This is a genomic window from Halorubrum laminariae (assembly GCF_024494655.1).
GTDB lineage: Archaea > Halobacteriota > Halobacteria > Halobacteriales > Haloferacaceae > Halorubrum > Halorubrum laminariae.
On the sequence record NZ_JANHDL010000016.1, the window covers coordinates 1 to 21,570 of the forward strand.

At 57.7% G+C, this 21,570-nt stretch carries 21 protein-coding genes; 10 read left to right on the forward strand and 11 right to left on the reverse strand.

Going from position 1 to position 21,570, the window contains the following annotated elements:
- Window positions 1-1,040: 1,040 nt before the first annotated feature.
- From NO887_RS16650 to NO887_RS16675, 6 genes are all read right to left on the reverse strand, one after another.
- Window positions 1,041-2,627: a transposase gene (locus NO887_RS16650; protein WP_095638025.1), complete on the reverse strand. Its 1,587-nt coding sequence runs from the start codon at window positions 2,625-2,627 to the stop codon at window positions 1,041-1,043.
- A gap of 404 nt (window positions 2,628-3,031) precedes the next feature.
- Entirely contained in the window at window positions 3,032-5,314 is a 2,283-nt protein-coding gene (locus NO887_RS16655) for a copper-translocating P-type ATPase (RefSeq protein ID WP_095638026.1), read from the reverse strand.
- Between the two features lie 132 nt (window positions 5,315-5,446).
- The gene (locus NO887_RS16660) at window positions 5,447-5,644 is read right to left on the reverse strand and encodes a heavy-metal-associated domain-containing protein (RefSeq protein WP_004594582.1); all 198 of its coding nucleotides are present in this window, start codon (window positions 5,642-5,644) and stop codon (window positions 5,447-5,449) included.
- A gap of 146 nt (window positions 5,645-5,790) precedes the next feature.
- Window positions 5,791-6,186, reverse strand: a complete 396-nt coding sequence (locus tag NO887_RS16665; protein WP_004594583.1) for a hypothetical protein — start codon at window positions 6,184-6,186, stop codon at window positions 5,791-5,793.
- Window positions 6,187-6,323: 137 nt separating this feature from the next.
- Window positions 6,324-6,599, reverse strand: coding sequence for a DUF7521 family protein (locus tag NO887_RS16670; RefSeq protein ID WP_004594584.1), 276 nt, complete (start codon window positions 6,597-6,599; stop codon window positions 6,324-6,326).
- A gap of 3 nt (window positions 6,600-6,602) precedes the next feature.
- The gene (locus tag NO887_RS16675) at window positions 6,603-6,953 is read right to left on the reverse strand and encodes an ArsR/SmtB family transcription factor (RefSeq protein ID WP_092817278.1); all 351 of its coding nucleotides are present in this window, start codon (window positions 6,951-6,953) and stop codon (window positions 6,603-6,605) included.
- Between the two features lie 114 nt (window positions 6,954-7,067).
- Here NO887_RS16675 and NO887_RS16680 point away from each other — a divergent pair, with 114 nt between their 5' ends.
- Entirely contained in the window at window positions 7,068-7,628 is a 561-nt protein-coding gene (locus tag NO887_RS16680) for a DoxX family protein (protein ID WP_092817279.1), read from the forward strand.
- A gap of 30 nt (window positions 7,629-7,658) precedes the next feature.
- Entirely contained in the window at window positions 7,659-8,057 is a 399-nt protein-coding gene (locus tag NO887_RS16685) for an SHOCT domain-containing protein (protein ID WP_049986209.1), read from the forward strand.
- A gap of 11 nt (window positions 8,058-8,068) precedes the next feature.
- On the opposite strand, the gene NO887_RS16690 is transcribed toward NO887_RS16685, so the two are convergent.
- Complete coding sequence (locus tag NO887_RS16690; protein ID WP_092817280.1) at window positions 8,069-8,518, reverse strand: universal stress protein; 450 nt, start codon at window positions 8,516-8,518, stop codon at window positions 8,069-8,071.
- Between the two features lie 211 nt (window positions 8,519-8,729).
- Here NO887_RS16690 and NO887_RS16695 point away from each other — a divergent pair, with 211 nt between their 5' ends.
- Window positions 8,730-9,203 carry a CBS domain-containing protein gene (locus tag NO887_RS16695; RefSeq protein WP_049909616.1) on the forward strand — a complete coding sequence of 158 codons (474 nt, stop codon included), beginning with the start codon at window positions 8,730-8,732 and terminating at the stop codon, window positions 9,201-9,203.
- A gap of 68 nt (window positions 9,204-9,271) precedes the next feature.
- Here NO887_RS16695 and acnA read toward each other — a convergent pair whose 3' ends face one another.
- The gene (gene acnA / locus NO887_RS16700; RefSeq protein ID WP_050050398.1) at window positions 9,272-12,055 is read right to left on the reverse strand and encodes an aconitate hydratase AcnA; all 2,784 of its coding nucleotides are present in this window, start codon (window positions 12,053-12,055) and stop codon (window positions 9,272-9,274) included.
- A 71-nt stretch (window positions 12,056-12,126) separates the two neighbouring features.
- Complete coding sequence (locus tag NO887_RS16705; RefSeq protein WP_049938510.1) at window positions 12,127-12,324, reverse strand: heavy-metal-associated domain-containing protein; 198 nt, start codon at window positions 12,322-12,324, stop codon at window positions 12,127-12,129.
- Window positions 12,325-12,458: 134 nt separating this feature from the next.
- Between NO887_RS16705 and NO887_RS16710 the strand changes: the two genes are divergently transcribed.
- The 5 genes from NO887_RS16710 (at window position 12,459) to NO887_RS16730 (ending at window position 18,194) form a co-directional block, all read left to right on the forward strand.
- Window positions 12,459-13,049, forward strand: coding sequence for an AsnC family transcriptional regulator (locus NO887_RS16710; protein ID WP_049986206.1), 591 nt, complete (start codon window positions 12,459-12,461; stop codon window positions 13,047-13,049).
- Between the two features lie 94 nt (window positions 13,050-13,143).
- A complete protein-coding gene (locus tag NO887_RS16715) occupies window positions 13,144-15,750 on the forward strand; it encodes a heavy metal translocating P-type ATPase (RefSeq protein WP_004594598.1) in 2,607 nt (868 codons plus the stop codon).
- Window positions 15,751-15,767: 17 nt separating this feature from the next.
- Window positions 15,768-15,992 carry a DUF7123 family protein gene (locus tag NO887_RS16720; protein ID WP_004594599.1) on the forward strand — a complete coding sequence of 75 codons (225 nt, stop codon included), beginning with the start codon at window positions 15,768-15,770 and terminating at the stop codon, window positions 15,990-15,992.
- On the forward strand, window positions 15,989-16,990 hold the full coding sequence (locus NO887_RS16725; protein ID WP_050050397.1) for a DUF63 family protein: 1,002 nt from the start codon (window positions 15,989-15,991) through the stop codon (window positions 16,988-16,990). The genes NO887_RS16720 and NO887_RS16725 overlap by 4 nt, the downstream gene beginning before the upstream one ends.
- A gap of 67 nt (window positions 16,991-17,057) precedes the next feature.
- On the forward strand, window positions 17,058-18,194 hold the full coding sequence (locus tag NO887_RS16730; RefSeq protein ID WP_231554253.1) for an NAD(P)/FAD-dependent oxidoreductase: 1,137 nt from the start codon (window positions 17,058-17,060) through the stop codon (window positions 18,192-18,194).
- Between the two features lie 156 nt (window positions 18,195-18,350).
- Here NO887_RS16730 and fni read toward each other — a convergent pair whose 3' ends face one another.
- Both fni and NO887_RS16740 read right to left on the reverse strand, forming a co-directional pair.
- Window positions 18,351-19,433, reverse strand: a complete 1,083-nt coding sequence (gene fni, locus NO887_RS16735) for a type 2 isopentenyl-diphosphate Delta-isomerase (protein WP_256419333.1) — start codon at window positions 19,431-19,433, stop codon at window positions 18,351-18,353.
- Between the two features lie 329 nt (window positions 19,434-19,762).
- The gene (locus tag NO887_RS16740) at window positions 19,763-20,059 is read right to left on the reverse strand and encodes a DUF8011 family protein (RefSeq protein WP_049986203.1); all 297 of its coding nucleotides are present in this window, start codon (window positions 20,057-20,059) and stop codon (window positions 19,763-19,765) included.
- 493 nt (window positions 20,060-20,552) lie between these two features.
- Between NO887_RS16740 and NO887_RS16745 the strand changes: the two genes are divergently transcribed.
- Window positions 20,553-21,086 (forward strand): DoxX family protein, encoded by a 534-nt coding sequence (locus NO887_RS16745; protein WP_049986202.1) that lies wholly within the window; start codon window positions 20,553-20,555, stop codon window positions 21,084-21,086.
- Window positions 21,087-21,092: 6 nt separating this feature from the next.
- Window positions 21,093-21,380 (forward strand): hypothetical protein, encoded by a 288-nt coding sequence (locus NO887_RS16750; RefSeq protein ID WP_004594603.1) that lies wholly within the window; start codon window positions 21,093-21,095, stop codon window positions 21,378-21,380.
- Window positions 21,381-21,570 lie beyond the last annotated feature (190 nt).

Consider the following 21,570-nt stretch of genomic DNA (forward strand, 5'->3'; position numbering starts at 1 on the left):
CGCGCGATCTCGCGGTTGATTCAGCCGCACAATCCCGGAAGCATCGACCATAGATCGTTCAGTACAGGGGACTCAAAGAGCGTTCAGTACAGAAGGAATACCTAGTGCTTCACAGTCAGATTTCAGTTCTCATTCACCGTGATCGTATATTCGTAGTCTTGTGAATTCCGATCGCCGATTGTTTCCATAACGTTGAAACCGTATTCGTAAGCGCCAGTTTTGGCATCTGGGGCGACGTGAACTGTCACGTGTAGCGTCACACGAGTACAATCGTCCCAAACATAAAATGGCGGACAGGAGTCGGCTTGAGAATCTATCGATGGTGTGAAATCGATATCTCCAAATCTTACGGGCGCATCAGTAGACCCACATTTGTACAACCGCGAGTCGAACGAGAATGCTGTGATGCCGTCTACCTGTATCTCGAAAGTGTCCGAGTCACCCGGTGCAAGTTCTAATTCGTCTACTTGGACATTCGGTGGCCAGTTACCCTCTCCCGAACAAGACGGACCGCTCCCAAGGCATCCGCCCAAAACTACGGATGCCGTGGGTACGGTTCCGGCGAGGAATTGGCGTCTTTTCATTAGAACAGGATGACTTGACTGAGAATAAGTGTTTTCGGGTGAGATAGTATTTCAAAACGGGCAGGTACTCTATGACTGTACTCAGTAAGCACTCTTCAGCGAACAGCTGTTCCGTGCGAAAATCTGTCTGAAAAATAGAGTTTCAACAGAGTCAGCGGGTTTATTCACTGGTGAGCAGGGGTGCGCAAGAGCACTCTGTTTGGGGATGGTCAGCGTCGAACCTGTGCATTATTCCCTATCTTCGCAACACGTCACACCCGCTGGAAGTTCACAGTTTCGGAGGATAGCCCAGTTTCAGATCGAATTAACATCACTTCGTGGTTCTTCTCACCGACCAGTCCTGATTTGGATCCTTACCGATCGCATCTACTGGGCGGACGTGCGAAATTGCGTAGATTCTGCCGCTCCTGATTAGGGTTGTCACTCCCAAACGGCGGACTCAGGGGGATCAGCCGGTTAGTCGTGTGGAATCAACGACGAGGCAACGAGCTCAACACACTCACCCGCAGTAATCACAGGTGCGTAGTCCATCTCACCTCCCACACTCGCTTTCAGCAGGAAGTCGGTGAGCCGCCAGATATTGTACAAGAGGACCGCGAAAACGAAGTAGAACAAACGAATGCGGTAGTCTTTCGAGGAGGTCTTCGCGAGAAAATCACCTTTGATCGATTTGTACTCACTCTCGATCTGCCACCGGCGGCTGTAGCGCTGACAGAATGTCTCGGCTTCCTCAGGACCGACTCGTAGATTCGTCGCGAAGACGGCCGTTCCCTCCCCACTCGTCGACGGCACGTACAGGAGCCGCATTGGATGCGATCCAGATTCTACATGGATAGAAGCCGACTCAACAGCCACCTCTTGGTCGTCTCCCTCCATTTGTTCGAGCACATCCCGTTCGGAGCTTGAGACTCGCTTCGGAATGAGGTAGTTCACATCGAGGTTTGAGAGTGTCTGGAACACTTGTATCGAGTCAAACTCTCGATCACACAGCACCGTCTCGATCGGAACTTGTTCTTTCGCTCGTCGAACGAGCCGTCGCACAGTACGATGGATCTGATTCGACGGGTTCTCATCCCACTCGGAACTCTCACGGACCGGCTCAACCGCCAGAACGAGCGGGATGTTCTGCCCGATGATCGAGAGGGTTGCGAATTTGAATGCTCGACCGTCTCTGTCCTTGGTCCCGCTGACCATCGGCATTCCTTCGACCTCTCCGTAATAGGGAATAGTCGTGATATCGATTGCAGCGGTGACCGGCCTTCGAAAGGATGCTTCCGAGGCGATCACGGAGAGCAAGCGATCCGTTGTCTCGTTGAATCCGTTCACGAGTTCTTCGGGATCGAACTGCTTGACGGCGCGGAGGTGGGTATCACCATGGGGGCTGTACTCTTCGCCATGGCGATATTGGAAGCGAGTCGCTCCCTGCGCAGTTCCACAGTGGACCATCCCCATGAACGTCTGTAGCTCAAAGAATTGTGTGTCCTCGTACGAGGCGTTCGACGCCCGACCAGAGTCGAAGTGACCGAAGGCGTGATCACGCGCGAGGCGCGTTGTCTGGATGATCTCCTCCTGTGAGAAGGATTTGTCTTCTACTGGATCTGCGGCTTCTTGCTCATCGTCGACGATCTCTGCCTTAGGCCGCACCTCCGGCGCTGAGATGTCGCGATCGTGGACTTCCTTGATGACGTAGTGGGCGGCTGTGGTGACGAACTCCCGGGTCGCCTCGTCGAACCGGTTACGCCAGGTCCGCGAGAGCACCGATTCGTCGGGGATTTTCTCCAAGTCGAAGACAACTGCGAGTTCGGGATACTGGGCGAGCGAACGGTAGCTTTCGCCAGTGAGTTCGCGGTAGAGTAACAAGCGTACCATCCCCTCGAACGAGTGCGGTGCTGGATGCCACTCTGGGTAGCCGTCATTGAGCGAATCGAACGGCCCCTCCAGAGTTCGAAGAGCCGTGCAGAGGGACTGATCGGCTTTGAGTGCCTCTGTGAGTGTCAACCCGACAAGGTAGGCGTCGGTCAATCGGTGCTCCTGAGAAGTCATGTGAGCTATCCCATCAGCCAGTCACACAAGCGGCGCGATCCCATCCTCTTTGCGCAGGAACCGCTGCTGTTGAATCGGTCAGCACAAACAAGTACTCTGTAAGTCTCGCAGCTACGCTTCGTTCACTCATAGCTAACACCTTCATTGATGATGACTCAATCATCCTGCTCGACGTTGAGGGTGAGAAACTGGTCGGGAGATTCTGGAATCAACTATGCTGAGATAACTCGTGTGAGGACAACCAGCTTCTCAAGAAGAGGCGCGGCGTGAGTGGGAAAACTGGCATCTATAGCCCGTTAAATCGGTTTACAGAGTGCCATCTATCCAAACTGCACCGATTTTCTGATTCCGAATACCAACCGTATGCAATCGAAAAACCCCTCCTAAAGCGATCAGGCAGAGTTTCAGTCTGCAGTTTGGGTGCTAGTGGATGGTGTCACTCCTGGAAGCTCGGGGATGGATAGATCCACCCGGCGGAGCAGTTGCGCGTTGATGGCGACGATTACTGTACTCAACGACATCAGAAGCGCACCCACAGCGGGAGACAGCAGAATCCCGATCGGTGCCAACACGCCTGCTGCGAGCGGAATCGCGAACACGTTGTAGCCGGCGGCCCAGACGATGTTCTCCTGCATCTTCCGGTAGCTCGCCTTACTGAGTTTCACGAGTCGCACTACATCCATCGGGTTGTTCTGCACGAGAATGACATCCGCCGACTGGACGGCGACGTCGGTGCCGCTCCCGATGGCGATCCCGACGTCGGCTCGCGTCAGCGCCGGCGCATCGTTTACACCGTCACCAACCATCCCCACGAGCTTCCCCTGGTCTTGGAGTTCCTGGACTTTCTCGTCTTTGTCTTCGGGGAGGACCTCGGCGAACACCGTGTCGATGCCCAGTTCGTCAGCGACAGCGTTGGCGACGTCCTGGGAGTCGCCAGTCAGCATCGCCACTTCGATTCCCAGATCGTGGAGGGCGTCGACGACGCGGAAACTCTCTTCACGGATTACGTCGGCCATCGCGAACGCGGCGATCAACTCACTGTCACGAACGAGATACACCACCGTTTGAGCGTTCTGTCCCGCCTCGTCAGCGAAGCGCTGGAGATGGGCGGGGATCTCGCTATCGAGCTGGGTCAACAGGTTCGGCCCACCGACGTACACCTCGTTTCCATCGACGTTTGCGCGAACCCCTCGCCCTTTGATCGCCTCGAAGGCGGTCGCGTCGGGAGTAGTTAGGTCTCGCTCGTCGGCGGCCTCGCGAATCGCTCGCGCGATCATGTGTTCGGAGTCACTCTCGACGGCTGCCGCCAGCCCGAGCGCGTCGTCCTCGTCGACGCCGTTGACGGTCGCCATATCCACGACGCCGTGTTCGCCCTCGGTAAGCGTCCCTGTCTTGTCGAAGATGATCGCGTCCAGATTCCGTGCGTCTTCCATCGCGATGCGGTCGCGAACGAGCATCCCGTTGCGAGCGGCGAGCGACGTGTTGATCGCGACGACCAGCGGAATGGCGAGCCCGAGGGCGTGCGGGCAGGCGATGACGAGCACCGTCACGACTCGCTCGATGACGGTCGCGTCGAACGAGACCGCGACGGTCCACGCAATCGCCGTCACGACTGCCGCCCCGAGCGCGACGTAGAACAGCCAGCCTGCCGCCCGGTCGGCCAGTACCTGCGTCTTGGACTTGCTCTGCTGGGCTTCCTCGACGAGACGCATGATGCCCGCCAGCGTCGTCTCCTCGCCCGTCGCGCCAACACGGACGCGGAGACTACCATCGCCGTTGATGGTGCCGCCGATGACCTCGTCGCCAGGCTCCTTCGAGACGGGCTTGGACTCGCCAGTGATCATCGACTCGTTGACGTCCGAATCACCTTCCTCGACGGTGCCGTCAGCAGGGACACTTGCGCCCGGCCGGACGAGCACGAGATCGCCTTCCGAGAGCTCCCTGACGGGAACCTCCTCGGTTTCTCCGTCGTCGGTAATACGCTCGGCGGTGTCTGGCATCAGTTTCGCCAGTTCGTCGACCGCGCTGGAGGCCCGCCGGACCGACCGCATCTCGATCCAGTGGCCCAGCAGCATGATGTCGATCAGCGTGACGAGTTCCCAGAAAAACGCAGACTGCGTCGGGAAGACCACGCTCGCGAGACTGTAGACGAACGCGACGGTGATCGCCATCGAGATCAACGTCATCATCCCCGGCGACCGGTCTTTCAGCTCCGGCACCGCCATCTGGAGGAACGGCATCCCACCGTACGCGAAGACGATGACCGCGAAGACGGGGTTGATCCACTCGCTGCCCGGGAACGCGGGGACGGAGAACCCGAGCCACTCCTGCAGCATTTCGCTGTATAGCAGGACTGGGATCGACAGGAGCGTCGAGACGAAGAAGCGCCGGCGGAACATCTGCTCGTGGCCCTCGTGCATCCCGCCATGCCCCTCACCGTGGCCCTCATGGGAACCGTGGTCGTGTCCTTCGCCCTCGTGTCCAGCGTGCTCGTGCTGCTCGTCGAGCACCGTCTCACTCTCCGCAGCAGGGTGTGCCTCTTCTTCCAGTAGCTCCTGTTCTACCCGCTGCTCGTCCGACTCGGCGTCCGATTCATCCTGCTCGCCGTGTTCGTGCTGGTGACTGCTGTCGTCCTGCTGGTGTTCCCCTCCAGGGGGATTCTCATTTGTATCTTTGTGGTCGTCCATAGCCCATATTCTCTGTAGAGGTGGATCCGCTGGCCCCCTGAATCTTCCCCACTGAAACTGTACAGCAGGACCAGCGTAGCGAAGCTTCAAAGACAACGGTTGGCCGTTGTCTCGGAGTGGTCCGCGCGATTCTCAGGCGTAAGCGGTGTACCCGGCGTCTTCGACGGCCTCCACGAGAGCTGTGACATTTGCCTCACCATCGACGCTCGCCTGTTCGCTCTCCCTGTCGACGGTCACGTCAGTCACGCCGGATACCTCTTCGAGGGCCTCTTCGACCGTCTGCTCACAGTGACCGCACGTCATGCCTTCCACGATGATCGTCGTCGTCATACAGGGATACACACGGCCTCCTCTCTTTAGCGGATTTCCCCTTCGATCATACTGATATCGTGGGGCTCAAACTTTAGATTCAAAGTGATACCTGCGGCCGTAACGAACTAGACATCGGATGCGCCAGGTGTCAATAGCGAGGTGGCTCAAGTATCGTTGTGACGCTCTCTGTACGTCTTCGCCGCTAAAAAGACATAGAGTGCGCCGATAGCCCGAATGCCCAAGCGGAATCGCTCGTTCCATTCTATCGACTCTGGACGCTCGTACAGGAACGCGGTGGCAAATCTCTGATACAGGTCGGGAAATAAGAGGACTATCGCACCGAACACGCCGGTAAGATTCATCAGCAATGCGTATGCTCGCCCGTTAAAGAGTGAAAGCGCAGCTATCAGAACACCCTCCGACCGGACTGCTGGACGTATCCACCCTCTCACTGTTCCCTCGTCTGGATTCGAAATGGCGAGTTTCTCGAAGAGCTCGACGATTTCGTCCGGGAACAGCGCTGAGATAGCGCCGAGGACACCGACGAGTGTTCGAATCATACGATATGGTACGACCGATATGGATATAACTCCCACTGCGACGCTACACTATCGAGAACGAGGGGAGTCCGAACAGTAGCGGCTTCGAACCGGGCACGACGCGCAGAGGCCGCTTGTCGAATGGGCGTCCTGAATCCTTATGGATTCGGGGCATACAGGGCGTAGAGGATAGACAGCATCCCGGCTGCGGTGACGAGTGCTGCGACGAATCCTGCTTCGAAGATCGACACCTGGAGGAGTTCGAAGAGGACGCCTTCAAGGAGGCCGCCAAGCCCGACCAATGCGAAGCCGGCGGCGACGTACAGGAGTAACTGCGTGTGATGTCGTTGGTACCCGCGATAGGCCTGATATGCGATGACCAGTGCTAACGCGGTCGTGAACAGTTTGCCGATGACGAATAGCGTGTGGTCCATGATTCAGTCTCCCCGCATTTCCTCGAAGATGGTCGTAATCCGGTCGGCGGGGTCAGGCTGGATGTCGATGTTGACGTCGAAGCCCTCCGCCTGCAGGAGGATTTCGATGCGTTCGAGGCGCGCCTCATACTCGCTGTAGTGCCGTCCCCCGGGGTCGACGTGCGTATACTCCTCGAGGAGGCCCTGCTCGACGAGGCGGGTGACACGGCGCGAGACGGTCGGGCGTGACATGTCACATTCCTCGCTGAGCTCCTTCGCAGACAGGCGGTCGGTCTTCGTCGCCACGAGGATGTCGCGGGCGTACTCGTCGTCGAGTGTCGCGAAGATTTCCGACGGGTCGGCCTCCTCAGTCACACGTCTCTACTCGCGACAGGAGCGTAATATAGCCCGCCGATTTTCTGACCCAGAACGCCGGCTCGCCGTTATATCGTCTCTGCCTCCGTACTGATAGTTGAAGGTGCAATAACTATGTCCACACTCGACTCCGGCATGAATCAGCTCGAGAGCAGAGTCGGCGGTCTGACCGTCGGCGGGAAAGTTCACAGTCTCAGTGCGTGGTTCGTGCTCGCGCTCCGTCTCATGATGGGCTACGCGTTCGCGTACTCCGGGTTCACGAAGATCACCGGCGAGTTCGCCGCGGGCGGTTACCTCACGAACGTCGCGGCGACGAACGGCAACCCGCTCGCGGGGATGTTCGCGTGGATGGGGAGTACGCCGTGGTTCGTCGAGTTCGCGAACGTCGCCGTCCCGTGGGGCGAGCTGTTCATCGGCCTCGGCCTGCTCGTCGGCGCGTTCGTCCGCCTCGCGGCGTTCTTCGGCGCGCTCATGATGCTCATGTTCTACTTCGGGAACTGGGACATGAGCCACGGGTTCATCAACGGGGACTTCGCGTACATGCTCGTGTTCCTCGCGGTCGCCGCGTTCGCCGCGGGCCGCATCCTGGGCCTCGACCAGTACATCGAGAACTACGACGTCGGTGGCGAGACGCTCGTTGAGCGCTACCCCGCCCTCGAATACATCCTCGGCTAACCACGCCGAACTCTCTTCAGGAGTACAATAATGCAAAATCCAATTCAAGCACGCGGGATTCGTTCTCTGGGACTCATCGTCATCGGAGCACTGACGCTAGCCGTCATCATTGGAATGACTCTGACGCACGCTGCTGTTCCAGATACAGTGATGTGGGACTGGCATGACGGGATGTGGAATGATGGTCACATGGCCGGGTGGGGAATATGGAGCTGGGGGATGATGTTGATCGGTTTGCTGTGGATGGCACTTCTGATCGCCCTTCCCGTCTACATCGTCTACTGGCTGACAACGCGGTCGCCATCGGACGGCCCCACCGAGGATAGCGCACTCGCTGTCCTCCAGGAACGGTACGCTCGCGGCGAAATCGACGACGAGGAGTTCGAACGCCGGCGCGCCCGACTCACGCCTGACGGCGGCCGTTACTGACTGTTCTTCCCCTATTCGTCGACTTCCGTCTTCACGACGGTCGCTGGGCGGGTCGTCAATCGAAGGACGCGGTCGGTCACGCTTCCGAGCAAGGCCCGGTATTCTTCCGGCCGGTGTTTCGTTCCAAGTACAAGTAGATCCATATCTTCGGCATCAGCATACCGTACAATCGTCTCAGCCGGTCGGCCGTGCTCAATTGCTTTGACAACATTGACACCGACCTCCTTCGCTTTATATTGGATGTCTGCGATTGTTTCCGTTCCAAGTTCTTCGAGGCCATGTTCTGGGCCTTCGGCTTCATCAACGTACTCGTCACCGCTGTATGCTGTTACGACGTCCTCATCGACTACATACAGAACATGAAGATCGGCATTATGGGCCTCTGCTAGCGCGATAGCATGGGATTCAGCTTCCTCAGAAGCAACTGTCCCGTCAGTCGAGAGCAAAACCGTATCGTACATTTCTCTTTACTTATTGAGACTAGATTATAAAAGCCAGCGCTCTTGGATAGTGGCGTAGCTGGTAACACTTTTTGTAACTTCACAAAGTTTGGAGATTGTCGTCTCTCACGGTTGAAGAGTGGAGGATTTCTATGACGACCAGCTGATGCTAAGCTATTTCCTGTTATGAGTCGTACTGATTAGCATGGGTACCAGACCAACTGACCTCCGGATGGATATTGGTCGTATTGCTGATGAGTCGGTCGCCCGTGTCACGCCTGACGCCACGGTTGCCGAGATCGCTCACACGATGATCTCCCAATCGCGGTGTGCCAGGTACGTGGTCGTCGAAGAATCCGATCAGATCTCTGGTATCATCACCGATCGAGACCTGATTGCTAACCTGCTCACCGAGGAAAGCGAGTTAAGTGTGCTCACAGCCGAGACGAGTGGAGACGACGTACGAGCTGCTGACGTGATGACGCGTGACCCACTTACTGTGCCAGCAGATGCTGAGATTCCAAAAGTCCTGAGACAAATGAACGAAGCGGGTGCTCGACACGTCCCGGTTGTTGAAGACGGGAGCGTTATCGGGATGATCACTCTGGACGATTTAATTACGCATGTTGCTGGTGAGAGCGCACACGTTTCAGCTCAGATGGATAACGTAGCGGGCATCATCCGAACAGAGTCTACGCACGATTGAAACGCTAATTTGGACTCAAAGTTTTTCGTGTTGCTTGTGCTTCCAGAAATAGAGTCAGTTGAGAGAGATTATCGCATGAGGAGCCGTCTAAGGACGTAGTGGAGGATGCCGCCGTGTTCGATATAGGTCACGGCGGCCGGCGTGCCGACCTGTGCTGTGACCGGGAACTCGACAGTCGACCCGTCCGCGCGCTCGGCGATAACGGTCAGTTCGTCCATCACATCGAGCCCGTCATCGAGGCCGTGGATCGTGAAGATCTCAGACCCATCCAGACCGAGAGATTCCCACGAGTCGCCATCATCGAACTGCAGGGGGAGCACACCCATGCCGACGAGGTTGTCGCGGTAGATGCGCTCGTAACTCTCGGCGATGGTTGCGCGAACACCGAGTAGGTCCGTTCCTTTCGCCGCCCAGTCCCGGCTGGAGCCGGTACCGAACTCTTCGCCTGCCATCACGACGAGCGGGACTCCCTCCTCGCGGTAGCGCTGGCTGGCTTCGAACACGGTCGTCTGCTCGTCGGTTGGGTGGTGGATCGTATAGCCACCCTCGACATCGTCGAGCATCTCGTTCTCGATGCGGACATTGGCGAACGTTCCCCGCATCATCACCTCGTGGTTGCCCCGGCGCGCGCCGTAGGTGTTGAACTCGTGCGGCTCAACGCCGTTATCGAGCAGCCACTGGCCGGCAGGGAGGTCAGATCCGAAGGGGCCAGCAGGGCTGATGTGGTCGGTCGTAACGGTATCGCCGAGTGTCAGCAGGCAGCGTGCATCCTCAATATCGGCGACGCCGGGTTTTTCGAGGGGGAAGTCCTGGAAGAACGGCGGCTCTCGGATGTATGTCGAGTCGTCGTCCCACTCGTAGACGTCACCTGTGGGCGCGTCGAGAGCAGCCCACCGCTCGTCACCCTCGAACACAGAGGCATACTTCTCCTCGAACATCTCAGGAGAGACGTTCTCGTGGATTGCTGCCTGCACGTCCGCTGCGTCGGGCCAGATGTCCGCCAGATACACCGATCCCCCCTCCTCGTCGGTGCCTAGCGGCTCGTTCTCGAGGTCGACGTCCATCCGCCCTGCGAGGCCGTAGGCGACGACGAGCGGCGGGCTCGCGAGGTAGTTCGCGCGGATCTTCGGGTGAATACGCGCCTCGAAGTTCCGATTTCCGGAGAGGACGCTCGTCGTCCAGAGGTCGTGGTCGTCGATCGCTTGCTCGATGGGATCGGGAAGTGGTCCGGCGTTCCCGATACAAGTGGTACAGCCGTAGCCGACGACCGCGTACCCGAGCTCTTCGAGATACGGAAGCAGGCCCGATTCCTCGAGGTACTGCGTGACGACGCGACTGCCGGGTGCGAGACTCGTCTTGACGTACGGCGGGACATCTAAACCTTTCTCGACGGCGTTCTGGGCAAGCAGACCAGCAGCGATCATCACCGACGGGTTCGAAGTGTTCGTACAGCTCGTGATGGCGCTGACGAGGACGTCTCCGTGTCCAATTTCCACTGTCTCACCGTCGAGGTCGACCTCAACGCGTTTGGTTAACGGGTGCAGTTCCGATTCGGGTTCGACCTGAACACCGCCGTCGGTCTCCGCACCAGCTGCATCACCTTCGCCGAGCCACCGCTGTAGGGCGTCTTCGTCGACATCATCGAGGTCGTCTTCGAACTCCCCGTGGAGAAGTCCCCGGAAGCTCTGTTTCACGTCCCCCATCGGAATCCGGTCCTGTGGCCGCTTATGTCCGGCGAGACTCGGCTCAACAGTCGAAAGATCGAACTCGACCACCTCGGTGTATTCCGGTTCCTGTTCTCCGAATAGCCCTTGCGCTTCGAGGTACTCGCGAACAAGGTCGATGTGGGCGGGGTCACGCCCGGTGAGTTCGAGATACTCGAGCGTCTGCTCGTCGACCGGGAACATACTGATCGTCGAGCCCTGTTCGGGCGCCATATTGGCGATCGTGGCCCGGTCGGGGACTGTGAGATTCTCCACACCAGGACCGAAGAATTCGACGAACCGGTCGACGACGCCGACCTCGCGGAGCCGTTCGGTGATGTGGAGCACGAGATCCGTCGCCGTCGCGCCCTCGGGTAATTCGCCTTCGAGGCGGACGCCGACGACCTCGGGAAGTTTCATCGTGACCGGCTGACCGAGCATTGCCGCTTCCGCTTCAATGCCGCCGACGCCCCAGCCGACCACACCGATGCCACCGATCATTGGGGTGTGGCTGTCCGTGCCGACGAGTGTGTCCGGCAGGAGCCATTTCTCACCGTCTCGCTCGCGGGCGTGGACGACCCGGCCCAGATGCTCGAGATTCACCTGGTGGACGATGCCGGTCCCCGGCGGGACGACGTTGAAGTTCTCGAAGGCGTTCTGCGCCCACTTGATCGCGCGATACCGTTCGGCGTTGCGCTCGTACTCCAGTTCGACGTTCTTCTCGTAGGCGTCCTCGGAGTCGAAGTAGTCGACTTGGACGCTGTGGTCGATTACGAGATCAATAGGGATCTCTGGTTCGACCAGGGTCGGGTCCCGATCTTTGCGGTCGACTTCGGATCGAAGGGCCGCCAGGTCGACAACTGCGGGCACGCCAGTGAGATCCTGTAGGACGACTCGTGATGGAGAGAACGGAACCTCTGCGTCCGGTACGTCTGGCTTCCAGCCAGCAGCATTCTTGACATCCGCTGCAGTAACAGTTTCGCCGTCGGCGTTCCGGAGCACCGACTCAAGCAGAATACGGATGCTCACAGGGAGCGTGTCGAGGTCACAGAGCCCCTGCTCTTCGAGTGCTCGAAGATCGGCCATCTTGTACGTCGTCCCGTCGACGTCGAGCTCGCGGACGGCATCGAACGGAAGTGTATCAGTCATAGTATCTACACCTGGGATTGGCAGTCGTATCAATCCCTCTCCGAATCCGATTCGACGAGAATCGGGATTTGTTACGCAGAGGCATCGTATCCAGCGTCTTCGACCACAGTCACAAGCTCATCCCGTTCAGCGGACCCCTCGACCGTCGCGGATTCTGAGTCACGATCCGCAGTAGCAGACGTAACCCCCTCAACTTCTTCGAGTGCCTCTTCGACGGTCTGCTCGCAATGTTCACAGGTCATTCCTTCGACGGTGATTGTCTGAGTCATATCCATTCGTAGATAGGGGCGAGTATTCTATGTGGTTTTCTGCTTAGAATCCAATGTTGTCGCAGCCCTGGATCACCGATTTCGAAGGTGTGTTGTGGGCAACAATAATGTATCCTGCGAGACGAAGCGGTCGTATGCGCAATTTGGATGAAACCGACTTAGAAATCCTCTCGTTACTCGCTGATGACGCCCGCCGCCCGTTCAGCGATATTGGCGAGGAGGTCGACTTGTCGGGGCCAGCCGTGTCTGACCGGGTAAAGCGATTACAGGAAGCTGGCATCATTAACAACTTCACGATTGACGTCAACCGGGCTCATCTCCGAGCTGGTGTACCGGTATTTATTCAGGCCGAAATCGGCTCAGCGTCGTTGGAGGCCGCCCGCGAGCGGGCTCGAGAGTCAGATGGCGTTGAACACGTCTTCACGACCTCCGAAGGAGATCTTTGGTTCTATGCCCGTGTTGAAGCCCAGAACGTACGTCAGTGGGTAGATGGACTCTTTAACGAGATCGATGTAGCAGATTACACCGTCACGCTAATTGACGAGCTTGAATGGACGCCGTCCGTTGATGGCGTCGAATTTGCACTCACCTGTGCTGAATGTAACAATACCGTTGATAATCAAGGTGAAACGACGAGAATCGACGGAGAGATCTATCACTTCTGTTGTCCGTCCTGTCTCACACGGTTCGACGATCGGTATCAGCGACTCGAAGAGGGAGCGTAACGCTGTCTTTGGAATCCAAATTTTCCTGCAGTCGAAACCCCGCCTCTCGAAGCAGTAAATCGCCTAAACCTAGACCCCGTATAGTAGAACAAGCATGACAAGCCAAACAATCCATCTTGATATCACGGGAATGTCCTGCGCCAACTGTTCGGCGACGATCCAGGACACTCTCGAATCGCTCGACGGGGTATCGGAGGCGGATGCGAACTTCGCCACCGACGAGGGTTCCGTCACCTACGACCCTGAAGAGGTATCGCTCAAAGAAATCTACGACGCGATCGACGAGGCCGGGTACGGCGCAGTCTCTGAGACGGTAACGATTGCCATCTCCGATATGACCTGTGCCAACTGCGCCGAGACCAACCAAACCGCTCTTGAAAATATTCCGGGCGTCGTTAATGCGGAGGTCAATTACGCAACCGACGAAGCACAGGTCACCTACAATCCTGCGGAAGTATCTATTGGTGCGCTGTACGATGCTATCGAGGAGGCTGGCTACTCGCCCGTCCGCGAAGATGGTGCCGACGAAGAGTCGGGCCAGGACGCACGAGATGCCGCCCGTCAAGCCGAAACTCGGAAACAACTCAGGTTGACCCTCTTTGGGGCAGTGTTATCGGCACCGTTGCTCTTCTTCCTCATCGACAATTATCTGCTCGGTGGCGCGATCGTCCCTGAAGCCGTCTTCGGTGTGGAACTTGGCTGGGTTGAGTTCCTCCTCGCCACGCCGGTACAGGCGATCCTCGGCTGGCCGTTCTATAAGAACTCGTACAAGGCGATCGTGAAGAACGGCCGCGCCAATATGGACGTGCTGATTGCGATCGGTTCAACAACGGCCTATCTATACTCTGTGGCAGTCCTTGCTGAACTCATTGCAGGTGGACTTTATTTCGACACGGCAGCCCTCATCCTCGTGTTCATCACGTTGGGTAACTATCTCGAAGCTCGGTCGAAGGGCCAAGCGGGTGAGGCCCTCCGAAAGCTCCTCGAAATGGAAGCCGAAACGGCGACCATTGTCCGCGAGGACGGCAGTGAAGAAGAAGTTCCGCTTGAAGAGGTCACAACTGGTGACCGGATGAAAATTCGTCCAGGTGAGAAGATTCCCACAGACGGTGTCGTTGTCGACGGTCAGTCTGCCGTCGACGAGTCAATGGTCACTGGCGAATCTGTGCCTGTCGAGAAAGAGGAGGGCGATGAGGTCGTCGGCTCGACGATTAACGAGAACGGCGTCCTTGTCGTGGAGGCGACGAAGGTTGGAGAAGACACGGCCCTCCAACAGATCGTCCAGACAGTCAAGGAGGCCCAGTCGCGCCAGCCCGACATCCAGAATCTCGCCGACCGCATCTCCGCGTACTTCGTGCCTGCGGTCATCGCGAACGCCCTTCTCTGGGGTGTCGTCTGGTTCCTGTTCCCCGAGGCTCTCGCTGGCTTCGTCGACTGGCTCCCGCTGTGGGGTCAGGTTGCTGGCGGCCCGGCCCCGGTCGGTGGGACCGTTTCAGTCTTCGAGTTCGCGATAATTGTCTTCGCGTCCTCGATCCTCATCGCCTGTCCCTGTGCGCTGGGGCTGGCGACGCCCGCAGCGACGATGGTCGGGACGACGATTGGTGCCCAGAACGGCGTCCTGTTCAAGGGCGGTGACATCCTCGAACGAGCGAAAGACGTCGATACAGTCGTCTTCGACAAGACGGGCACACTCACCGAAGGGGAAATGGAACTCACCGACGTGGTCGTCTTTGATAGCGATGGAAATGTGGTGACTGACGGTGGCGAGCCGACCCCAGATGGTGGACAGCTCAGCACCCGTGAGCGCCTCTCAGAGGATGATGTGCTTCGACTGGCGGCGATAGCTGAAAGCGGCAGCGAACACCCGCTCGCCCGTGCAATCGTCGAAGGGGCCGAAGAACGCGGCCTGGACGTGACTGAGCCTGACGACTTCGAGAACGTTCCGGGCCACGGGATCAAAGCAGTCATTGGTGACAGCGAGGTGCTGGTCGGCAACCGCAAGCTGCTGCGGGACAACGGGATCGACCCCTCTCCCGCTGAGGAGACGATGGAACGCCTCGAGAACGAGGGGAAGACGGCGATGCTGGTCGCCTACGAGGGGGAGCTCGTGGGTGTGGTCGCCGACGCCGACACAGTGAAGGAAAGCTCCAAGCAGGCTGTCACAGCACTCCAGGAGCGGGGAGTTGACGTGATGATGATTACGGGCGACAACGAGCGAACTGCCCGTGCGGTCGCTAAACAGGTGGGTATCGACCCGAAGAACGTCCGCGCAGGAGTCCTTCCTGAGGACAAGTCCAACGCGGTCGACAGTATTCAAGACGAGGGCCGGCAGGCGATGATGGTCGGTGACGGCGTCAACGACGCTCCGGCACTCGCGGTCGCACACGTCGGGACAGCAATCGGCTCCGGCACCGACGTCGCCATCGAAGCTGCAGACGTCACGCTGATGCGAGACGACCCGCTCGACGTGGTAAAGGCGATCCGAATCTCAGACGCGACACTCCAGAAGATCAAACAGAACCTCGTGTGGGCGCTCGGTTACAACACGGCGATGATTCCGTTAGCGTCGCTCGGCCTCCTCCAGCCCGTGCTCGCTGCAGCAGCAATGGCGTTCTCGTCGGTGTCGGTGCTGACGAACAGTCTCCTGTTCCGGCGGTACACCCCCGATCACGACTACAAGCTCTTCGGATTTCTTCGCTAACCGTCACCTCTAGATCAATGTCGAATATTTCCCGGCACACGGTTCGAAGGTACCTCGTCGAGACAGCCAGTAGCGAACCGACATACCTCCGGGCTCGCGAGATTGCCAGCGACCTCGACGGATCTCCCAAGGCAGTCGCGCAGTACCTCAGCCAGCTCCAGGACGAACTCACAATCGTTTCACTCGAACAGTGGGGGCGCTCGAAAAGCACGACGTGGCGATTGGAGGTGAACGGGTCGTGAGTACTGTCACCCGCCGCGTCGAGACTGTCCTTCCGGAGACCGGCTCACGCGAGTGGTGGGCGCTGTACCTGCTGGCCCCGCTCGTCCTTCTCGGTGGGGGCATCCTCGTGTTTCCGACGTTGGTCTACGACCGGTTCATCTGGCAGTATCTCTGGGGACCAGTCGTCGCCGATGCGGCCGGTCAGCCAGTCACGCACGAGGGGATTCGTGCTGTCCAGGGCTACAACGCGGTGAACACGGTAATCTACCTCGCGGCAGTCGTATACAGCCTCCCCGGACTACGTGCGTATCTCGACCAACTCGACGTCACGTTCGACGCACGACTGGCCTACGGGTTCGCTCCGATCATCATCGCAGGTGGGGCGATGCGCGCCCTCGAGGATCTCGGGCTGCTCGGGGACTACGCGGTGTGGTTCATCACGCCATCGATTTACATCGTCGTCACCGCTGTCACCATCCTCGCGCTCGGTGTCGGTGCACTCTTGCGTGACCAAAATATCGGATCTATCCCGCTAACAGTCGGGCTCGTCGGGTCGGTGTGGGCTGTCGGGGCCGTCTGGTGGGCTGTTTGGCACGGCCTCTCGACATCGACCCCACTCCGCCTATGGGTTCCTGTCGCGACGACGGGGATAGCGCTCGGCGTAACCGCACTCTACTACTGGGGCACGAGTTTCGCCAATATCACCCACCTTCGACACCCGCTAATTCTGCTGGCCGTTTTCGGCCAGTTGTGGGACGCTGCGCAGAATCTCATCGGTGTGACGTTCCTCGGCTACTCCCCAAAGCTGGTCGTGACGAATCTCGTGTACCAGGCGACTGGATTCTCCGGATCGACGTTCGTGCTGAAACTCGTCGTGACTGTCGGCATCGTGTGGTATCTCGCCGATGCGAAAGAGGAGATGAATCACACGTGGTGGTGGCTTATGACGTTCTTCATCGGAGCGATCGGACTCCCGATGGGCGTTCGTGGGTCACTTCGGATGCTGTTGGGAGCTTAACGATGGCCTCAAAGATTGGCAAAAACCGATGACTCGAACGTCCAAAATTGCGGTAATAGGTGGAGGGATGGCCGGGCTTGCAGCAGCTGCTGGATTCGACGACGCTGGATTCGTCGTCGAACTATATGAGCGGCAGTCCTACGATAGCAAAGGCGTTAATTGCGGAGAAGCGATGACAGCGGTATCGAAGATCCCACTCGAACCGACTGTAGAGAACGGCTTTCTCAACCCGCTGCCAGCGATGGAAGTGGAGGTGTATGACGGAATCGACGCCGATCGCCACCGCACTGGAGCCGGCACCTTTCCTGCTGCGGATACATATATAACGGACCGAAATGTCGTTGAGCAGTCCTGGGCAGAACAACTCTCAGAGAAGGGTGTTGACATCCACGAAAACCAGTCTATCACACGGACAGATTTCCACGAGTTCACCGATGAGTATGATCTCGTCGTTGATGCAACCGGTCAGCCATCACTCTCTAGTAAAGCGCTCGGAACAACCAACGAGTATTCAGGATATATGGTAGCGCTTAACAGTGATGTCGAAGGGGACTTCACCGAGTTGTACCCGAACAGCCGGATAATTCTGGAGAACTATACAGGGTACTCGTGGGCATTCCCGAAGACATCGCAACGAGCCAACGTTGGTATCGGCTGGACGGTCAGTGACCGGCCTAATGATTATATGAAGGCATTGAGGGAAGCCTGTGAGCGGAATGGGTGGCCAGTCCCGTCGCAGGAACGGACGAACGTCGCAATCATTCCCGAGGGACCAAGCCTTGATCCCGACAGAACCCATCTACCGGAGCATTCAGTCGTACGAGTGGGTGATGCTGCAGGTATAGCAAACCGACTCACCGGAAAGGGGATCTCACAGGCCGTTGAATCGGGATTCTTGGCCGCAGAGCTGGCTAACAGAAGCCAATTACGCAATTATCCTGATAGATTATATCAGAGGATGAAAACGGAGTACATTTTCGCCACAGTTGTGAGATACTTTCTTGAAACTCGTAATCCCAAGGTTCTGGGAGCAGCAATTCGTGCCGCTGCCGGGATCGATATTGAAGACGTTGACCGGTCTCCGAGTGCAGTTCTACTGCGTCTCCTCCGCCACCCTGTTTTATTTGCCCGTATTTTCTCGAGACGACGAGTTTTAAACCGTGTCTATGGAGGAATGACTAACCAGTGGGAGTTAATTGATTGATATCCACTCGAGTTAAATTCTCGGCTCTGTTGAAATCCTTAGAGGATGATAGCTTCGGTGCCCGCTGCGGTCAGTACAGGTTGGACAGATATCGGAGTCGGCTCTCTCTTTCCCGCTGTTGTTCTATCCGTCCTGCTGAGACTGGGGAATCCGGGACTACTCGCTACTGGTTCGTTGTTCCACGTACTCGCGCGTCTTTCCGTGCAACACGTACTCCACCTGCTGGAGCTCGTCGATCGACCCCGAGCCGGTGACGAACATCGCTGTTCGCAGCTCGGCGATCAGGTCCCCGACGCGTTCGATGACAGCGTCTGGCCCGTCTGTAGCTGGTTTCAGGAATGGTTTCGCCAACCCGCCGGCGCGGGCACCCAGGGCAATCGCTTTTGCCACGTCCAATCCCGTTCGGACACCACCACTCGCAATGACGCAGTCGTGTTCGGCAACACACTCGATCGTGCTTGCAGCGGTTGGAATGCCCCATTCTCGGAACAGGGTGCCGATTCGTTGCTGTCGCGGCGCGTTCGCGGCTGCTGCGCGATAGGCTTCGATCCCGGACCACGTCGTTCCGCCTTTGCCAGCGACGTCGAGAGCGTCAACGCCTGCCGCAGTTAGCTCTCGGGCAGTCTCCCCGGAGATGCCGTTGCCCGTTTCCTTGACGATAATCGGCACCGAGAGTGCCTCGGACACTCGTTCGATCGCAGCTACACAGTTCCGGCCATCGACGTCGCCTTCTGGTTGGGTGGCTTCCTGGAGGAAGTTCAGGTGGACCGCGAGCGCGTCGGCGTCGATCATCTCGACTGCCTGCTCGACCATTTCGATGTCGTACTCTCGGAGCTGTGCAGCGCCGAGGTTCCCGTAGATGAACGCATCGGGTGCAGCATCGCGGACGACGGTGTACGATTCGAGGACGCGTTCGTCGTCGAGTTCGAGGCCTGCTCGCTGGCTACCGAGACCCATGGCGATACCGGTTTCGCTGGCGGCCCGGGCCAGCGCCCGATTGATCTCCGTCGTGTTGTGGTGCCCGCCAGTCATGCTCTCGATGAAGATTGGGGCAGAGAGGTCGTGACCCAGGAAGTCGATGGAGGGGTCGATCGCGTCGTAATCGAGTTCCGGAAGCGCGTTGTGGACGAGGTGGACGTCGTCGAAGCCCGTGCCTGTCGTTTCGACGTCCCGCTCTTGGACGATTTGAAGGTGGTCGTCTTTTCGGTCTTCAGTCTCCGAGGAGTCCTGCGCCGTCATTAGTCGAGTTTGTACAAGAGATGGGAAAACAATACTGTTGTATCGACTCGCCCCCATTCTAACTATTCTTGAAATGATAATATCCTGGGGTCGCTCTGTGTCTGTATCCAGCATTGCGCTGCTATACGACATAAATGACAGAGGTACCAGTGATAAGTTCGCAGGCCTCCTGAGCAGGCAATTCACCATTAACAGCTCTGAGATCAACCTCCTTGTGAACGGTTCTATGACATCTTCGGTGGAGAGTACCACTGCGAATTGTCCCTACCATGGTCAATAAGCTCGTCGGGAAAGATCAGTAGAGAGAACAACAAGACCGACGGTTCTCTTCAGATAATTAATTCGAGATCGAGAAAGGGAGTAGCGACGATGCACAGCAATACGAGGATCGCCGCGGAACGGAGTACGCCTACCGCCTGTAGCTGGGTCTCTGGGAGGGACTCGGCGATTCCGGACAGCGCAGTTCCGACGACCATAAATAGTAACCACCGGGTTTCGCCAGCGTCGCCGACGCTCCAAGCGTACACGAACATGCACAAGAAGGTAAGCGACACGCCGAACTGAAAGAGTGCCATACGACGGCCTTGTGGCTCGTTGAACAGCACCTCGCTGATATAGGGGACCATAAGCGACGCGTTCCTGTTTCCGGTACAAAATAATGCCGCAACGCGATCCCAGTAGAACATCCTCTCCCGTGCTACACGATTCCTCTGCGGGAGACGGTAGGTGACATACTGCGAAATGCGTACGTGTAGTGAGGCCGCGATTCACGCTACAATGTATCTGGAGAAGAGGATTTCAACAGAGCCAAATTCTCAGAATCTGTTAGCTACTGAGAGGATCGGTAAGTACAAAGGATTAGATCAGTAGATGAATTCAGTCCCTCAAACAGAATTTTCCGAAATCCAGAAATCGGTGGGCTCAGCTTCATCGGTGCTCCTGCTTACATGCCCCAGCACACAATCAGTGCGTTGAGGGTGACCGAATTCCTTCTTGAGGATCATCCAACTCACCTCTGACACCCGCGTTCCTGCAATGAGCCCCGACTCTTAGAGATCACGAACCACCACCAATCTTTTTACCACTTCTGATAAACTCAGTCGTGAGGTGAAGTATGCCATGTCAACACAATCCATTCGAACGAGATTTCTCGGAACTGAGACGTCGTTCTCGGTCTCAGGAGCCTGGTTGTCGTATTGGATCCTGCTGCTTCGGCTGACCGCCGGGTGGTGGATGCTCCACGCCGGCCTTGACAAGATCTGGGCGTGGCCCTTCGACGCCAGCTGGTTCGTCGGCGGAGCCGCTCAGGGCACGATTCTCGCCCCCTTCGTCACGCCGTTCAGCGACGGCATCCTGTTGGCGTTCGTCAACGTGGCGGTACCGCTTGGGCAAACCGCCATCGGTTTCGGGCTGATACTCGGTGTCCTCACGAGGACCGCCGCCTTCTTTGGTGCCTTCATGATGCTGTTCTTCTACTTCATCAACGGCTACGGTGGCGGCTGGGCCAACGGTATGGTCACGGGTGAACTACTTGGGATCATGGTCTTCGGAACCATTGTGGCACTCGGAGCGGGCGGCGTCCTGGCAGTCGATAACCGCCTGCGTGAGATGGAACTGTTCGAGAACACGCGATTACGGAAACTCCTCGGGTGACTACCAATGAGTGACTTATCAACGGCAGACCAAATCGCCATGTACGTCGGCGGTGGCTTGGTTGTCTTGGGCGTCGTCGTGATCGGCCTGCTCGACATGCTACTGGGAGCCGGGCACCCAGTCGATAGCGAGGGAGCAATCGAACACGCTGCAGTGGTCCCCATCGACATTAGGGCGGGCATCATCCTGCTCGGCTTGGTGATTTGGGGACTCGTCGCCGTTTACAAGTTTGCCGCAGGGTCGGCACCGTCGGGATCGACTACGGGCCAAACCCCATCCGGCATGGACGACTAGTTCAACAACTCAGTCTACGGCTCTCTCGTTGGTGTGGGCTACTGGATATCTTCTCCTCGTAGCCGTGCTCGCAATTGGTGTTTACTACCGAGCCACACAGGCGAGTTGATCACAAGAGAAATCAGTCATAAATGGAACAAAACAAGTCACGGGATCGTTCTGAAATCAAAGGTATCGGTGAGGGCGGTAT